Below are 4,788 nucleotides of genomic sequence, written 5' to 3' on the forward strand. Positions count from 1 at the left end.
AAGCTTTTTGCTATCGTCTCATCTGTACTACCAGAGTTTGCCATTAGTAGCGTATGTGCGCGGCGAATTTCCCTAGCACCTGCTTTCCCTTTCTTGATTAAATCAACCAGTTGTAGCCGTTGCTCATCACTAAGAACAATGCTATGTTTCTTATTCATACACCCAATTAATATACTTTTAAATTGTTAGCGATCGCACGGACACTCGTGTCCCCATATGCGGACACATCGTTATTATATAACGGAACCGCGCAACCCCTCAAAACTTATGACATGAACTACTAGTAGTCTATGTCATTAATTCTGATGGGTAATCAAATTTCCAAAGCCTTAAAAATCAATTATTTTGCTAAGTTGAAACCCCTCAAAACTTATGACATGGACTACTAGTAGTCTATGTCATTAATTCTGATGGGTAATCAAATTTCCAAAGCCTTAAAAATCAATTATTTTGCTAAGTTGAAACCCCTCAAAACTTATGACATGGACTACTAGCGGGATCTGAAGACTGCACCCTCAGACTGGAAGTCTGGGGCTATACAAACGAAGTCCGCCTACGCGGACTAAACTTTGTAGAGACGTTCCGGCGGAACGTCTTTACATCCGGATTCACGCATCAATTCAGCAATGCCGAATTTGAAACCCGCGAATTCCATTCGCCTGGAGTCTTCAAGAGTAATTTTGGGAACACTTACTATAGAAAAAATCTGCCAACCATCCCTAGTATGACTTATTGCCTCGCTCCCAATTGCCAAAAGCCGCAAAACCCAGATGCAACAAAATTTTGCCTTACTTGTGGCTCACAGTTGCTCTTGAAAAATCAATATCAAGCGATTCAGCCAATTGGTGAAGGGGGATTTGGCAGAACTTTCTTGGCTGTGGACGCAAATAGGTTAAATGCTCGTTGCGTCATCAAGCAATTTTTCCCTTTACCGGAAATTCAAGGCAATTCCTTAGCAATGACGAAAGCGACCGAGTTATTTGAACAAGAGGCGAGGCAATTATTACAACTGGGAGAACAGCATCCGCAGATTCCGACGCTATTTGCCTATTTTGAGCAAGATAAACGCTTGTATTTGGTGCAGCAATTTATCGATGGGCAAGATTTATCAAAGGAATTGGCACAGTGCGGCGCTTTTAGCGAAGAACAAATTCGGGAATTGTTGCATGATTTATTACCAGTCCTACAATTTGTGCATCAGCAGCAAGTAATTCACCGCGATATCAAGCCAACAAACATTTTACGCCGTCAGATAGATGGCAAGTTAGTTTTAATCGACTTTGGCGTTTCTAAACAGTTGACTGTCGGGACTAATTTAACCAAAACTGGCACAAAAGCTGGCACACAAGGATATGCAGCAATGGAACAATTGCGCGGTGGTAAAACTTATCCTGCTAGTGATTTGTATAGTTTAGGGGTGACTTGCATACATCTACTAACTCAAGTCGAATTGGATGAACTTTACGATCCGTTAGAGGGTAAGTGGCTTTGGAGAGAACATCTGCGGCAAAAAGGCAAAGATGTCAGCACTCAGTTAAGTCAGGTTTTGGATAAGTTGCTGAAAGACTATGTGAGAGAACGATATCAGTCAGTTAATGAAGTGCTTACAGCATTGAAACAAGTAACCACCCCGACAGCGAAAAGCAATTATACTCCAAAACCAGCGCCACCACCAACACCTAAACCCCAAAATTGGCGACTTGTCCACACCGTAAAGGGTCATTCTAACTCGGTTTATTCCGTTGCTATCAGTCCTGATGGGCAGACCCTTGCTAGTGGCAGTAGTGACAACACCATTAAAGTATGGAATCTAGCAACCGGATGGGAAATCCGCACCCTCAAGGGGCATTCCGGCTGGGTTTATTCCCTCGCTTTCAGCCCTGATGGTGAAACCCTTGCCAGTGGCAGTCTTGACAAGACTATTAAACTCTGGAATCTAGCAACCGGACGGGAAATCGGCATCCTCATGGGGCATTCCGACTCGGTTCGTTCGGTTGCTATAATTTACGATGGTGAAATCCTTGCTAGTGGCAGTACTGACAACACCATCAAACTGTGGAATCTGACAACCGGACATCAAATCCTTACCCTACACGAGCATTCTAGCTCAGTTAATTCTGTCGCCATAAGTCCCGATGGTAACATTTTAGCCAGTGGCAGTGTTGACAGGACTATTAAACTGTGGAATTTAGCAATCGGAAAGGAGATCCGCACCCTCAAAGGGTATTTCAAGGCAGTTTATTCTGTTGTCATTAGCCCCGATGGTGTAACCCTTGCCAGTGGCAGTGTTGACAACACTATCAAACTGTGGAATCTGGCAAGCGGACTGGAGATCCACACCCTGAAGGGGCATTCAGACTCGGTTCGTTGCGTTGCTTTCAGTCCCGATGGTGCAACCCTTGCCAGTGGGAGTGATGACGCGACGATCAAACTGTGGAATCTGGTAAATGGACAGGAAATTTGCACCCTACACGGGCATTTCCACTCGGTTCAGTCTGTCGCTTTCAGCCCCGATGGTACAACCCTTGCCAGTGGCAGTACTGACAACACTATCAATATTTGGCAGTGCGATTAATCTGCTAAAATATAGACAAAATGTACAAAATCGTCACGCATCAGTTCTTACCATGCAGACCTACACTCTTACAGATGCTCGCAACAAACACGGTGAGGTATTTGACAAAGCTGCTATTGAGCCAGTTTTGCTGACAAAGCAATCACGACCTAGCCATGTAATTATTTCGGCTGAAAGCTACCAGAAATTAGTTAATCGGCTCACAGAATTAGAGGATATGCTTTTAGGTCAAGCCGCTGAAGCTGCCCTAAATCAATCAACAATGGTTGGTAGTGAGGCTTTTACTGCTGCACTCTTAGGTTTAGCTAATAGCGAAACTTGATGGTTTAGCAACTGTTCTCGATTTTCTCAACAGTTTGCAGCCTAAGATAGCAGCGCAGATTGCTAAAAAAGTCTTAGCTTTAAATGTCGATCCTTTACCTGGTGATAGTGAGCATCTGTCTGGCTACCAGGGCTATTATCGAGTTGATCGTGGCGAATATCGAATTGTTTACAGGTTTTCTCCCGATGAGGATTTAGTTGAAGTAATTTTGGTTGGCAAGCGCAATGATGATGATGTGTACAAACGATTAAAGCGTTTGCTGGGATGAGCAAGTAAAGATGCAATATTTCGCGTCTGATACCTTAAATTCAAAATGCTAAAAAGGCATTATGTAAAAGGTACTTAAACAAAAGTCAACTCAATGGATCAGCAGGATGGAGTCAACCTGATGCCAGGTGGACTGAAAAAACTTGGCAATCTTGTTAATCTGAAAGTAACATCATTGCTGATGCAATTCGAGAGCGTGGGGGAGGGCAAGGTCAAGTTAATCAATTACAAAGCGATTATCAAAATATGAAAGTTGGAGAATTAGCAAATCTTGCTGCCGAGGGAGACGAAGAAGCCGAAACTGCAATAAAAATTCTTAAACAAGCAAGAAAGAAACGTAAAAAATATGGCAACAGATGAATTCCCAATCGGACAGACTTTAATAGCAGTCTCAATTGTCGAAGACAAGGAATTTGCTAGCAACCAACTATGCTTTGACAAAGTTAAACTATTATTTCAAAATACAACAATTACACTATTACCAATAGCTGAGACTGATGAAATAGAGATAATACAGGAAAGCTCTAATACTCCTTCTGTAGTAGAAACTCCATATTGGTGTAAATCTTTTCTTGGTAAAAAACTTATGACAATATGGGTATGTGAAAACGACCAAGGTTATCGAGATCAGGTGATTTTTGCATTTGAGTATCTACGTCCCAGCATAGCTTTTGTTAGCGAAGGTTCAGTTATTAAAGCATTTCGCTACGAGCAAATCTATAAAATAAAAGCATCTGAAACTTGTTTTGAGGAGTGGAACGACCCAGAGGAAGATATTTACAATACTGCAAATACAAAATGCTAAAATCGCTGCATCACACATGCTCTCAAATCTTACCCCGTGGAAAAAATAGAATTGCAACTTGACGAAAAAACCCTTGAAAAAGCATATTTGTTAGCAAAATCGCGCCATTGTGACTTGTCGCAACTAATAACATACGCCATCGAGCAACTAGCAGTGACAGAACCGCCAAAAGACCGCTTGCTAGGACTTTATGCCGACGAACCTGAGCTAATAGATGAGATACTTGAAGAAATCATGAGAGATCGGACAGCACACCCACTAAATCAACGCTTTGGACAAAGTACTACTTGACACGGATATCTTTTCTGAGATTCTTAAAGGCATTAATCAGCGCGTTGCAATTAGAGCTTCCACTTATCGTAATGCCTTGGGTTGCTATACCATTTCCACAATCACAGTTTTGGAAATTGTCAAAGGCTGGCATAAGCGCCAACGCGAAGATAAAATACAGGAGTTATTTGTTGAGATTGCCGCTGCTGAGGTGTTAACTTTGCAACTTTCTGATGCGGAATTGGCAGGACGGATCTATGCAGATTTAGAACGGACAGGACAACCGATAGGACTTGCCGATTCTATAATTGCAGCGATCGCTATCCAAAACAACTTAACCTTAATCACTGGTAATTTACCACATTATCAACGTATTCAAATACTTGGTTACAATTTGAAACTTGATAATTGGCGAATATAGACCCTGATGGCGTCTACGCTACGGCACAATAAAGACAGGTATGTGCGATTCGTTCTGTCGAAATGAGTAGTAATCTCAAGGATGGCAGGCTTGGTAAATGAGGCGCAAGCCATCAGAACCATGACAAC

7 protein-coding genes are annotated in these 4,788 nt (G+C 42.2%); all 7 read left to right on the top strand.

Features of this window, described 5'->3' with window-relative positions:
• Positions 1 to 724 precede the first annotated feature (724 nt).
• Positions 725 to 2,575, top strand: a complete 1,851-nt coding sequence (locus tag TOL9009_RS0109360) for a serine/threonine-protein kinase (RefSeq protein ID WP_029632569.1) — start codon at positions 725 to 727, stop codon at positions 2,573 to 2,575.
• Positions 2,532 to 2,897 carry a type II toxin-antitoxin system Phd/YefM family antitoxin gene (locus TOL9009_RS0109365; RefSeq protein WP_260675872.1) on the top strand — a complete coding sequence of 122 codons (366 nt, stop codon included), beginning with the start codon at positions 2,532 to 2,534 and terminating at the stop codon, positions 2,895 to 2,897. The genes TOL9009_RS0109360 and TOL9009_RS0109365 overlap by 44 nt, the downstream gene beginning before the upstream one ends.
• A complete protein-coding gene (locus tag TOL9009_RS0109370; RefSeq protein ID WP_029632571.1) occupies positions 2,884 to 3,165 on the top strand; it encodes a type II toxin-antitoxin system RelE family toxin in 282 nt (93 codons plus the stop codon). Before TOL9009_RS0109365 ends, TOL9009_RS0109370 begins: the two co-directional genes overlap by 14 nt.
• A gap of 93 nt (positions 3,166 to 3,258) precedes the next feature.
• On the top strand, positions 3,259 to 3,414 hold the full coding sequence (locus tag TOL9009_RS49180) for a hypothetical protein (protein ID WP_242055793.1): 156 nt from the start codon (positions 3,259 to 3,261) through the stop codon (positions 3,412 to 3,414).
• Between the two features lie 96 nt (positions 3,415 to 3,510).
• A complete protein-coding gene (locus TOL9009_RS0109380) occupies positions 3,511 to 3,969 on the top strand; it encodes a DUF6334 family protein (RefSeq protein WP_029632572.1) in 459 nt (152 codons plus the stop codon).
• Positions 3,970 to 4,005: 36 nt separating this feature from the next.
• A complete protein-coding gene (locus TOL9009_RS0109385; protein ID WP_029632573.1) occupies positions 4,006 to 4,260 on the top strand; it encodes a hypothetical protein in 255 nt (84 codons plus the stop codon).
• On the top strand, positions 4,241 to 4,660 hold the full coding sequence (locus tag TOL9009_RS0109390; protein ID WP_029632574.1) for a PIN domain-containing protein: 420 nt from the start codon (positions 4,241 to 4,243) through the stop codon (positions 4,658 to 4,660). Before TOL9009_RS0109385 ends, TOL9009_RS0109390 begins: the two co-directional genes overlap by 20 nt.
• Positions 4,661 to 4,788: the final 128 nt, after the last annotated feature.

The organism is [Scytonema hofmanni] UTEX 2349 (genome assembly GCF_000582685.1).
Lineage (GTDB): Bacteria > Cyanobacteriota > Cyanobacteriia > Cyanobacteriales > Nostocaceae > Hassallia > Hassallia hofmanni.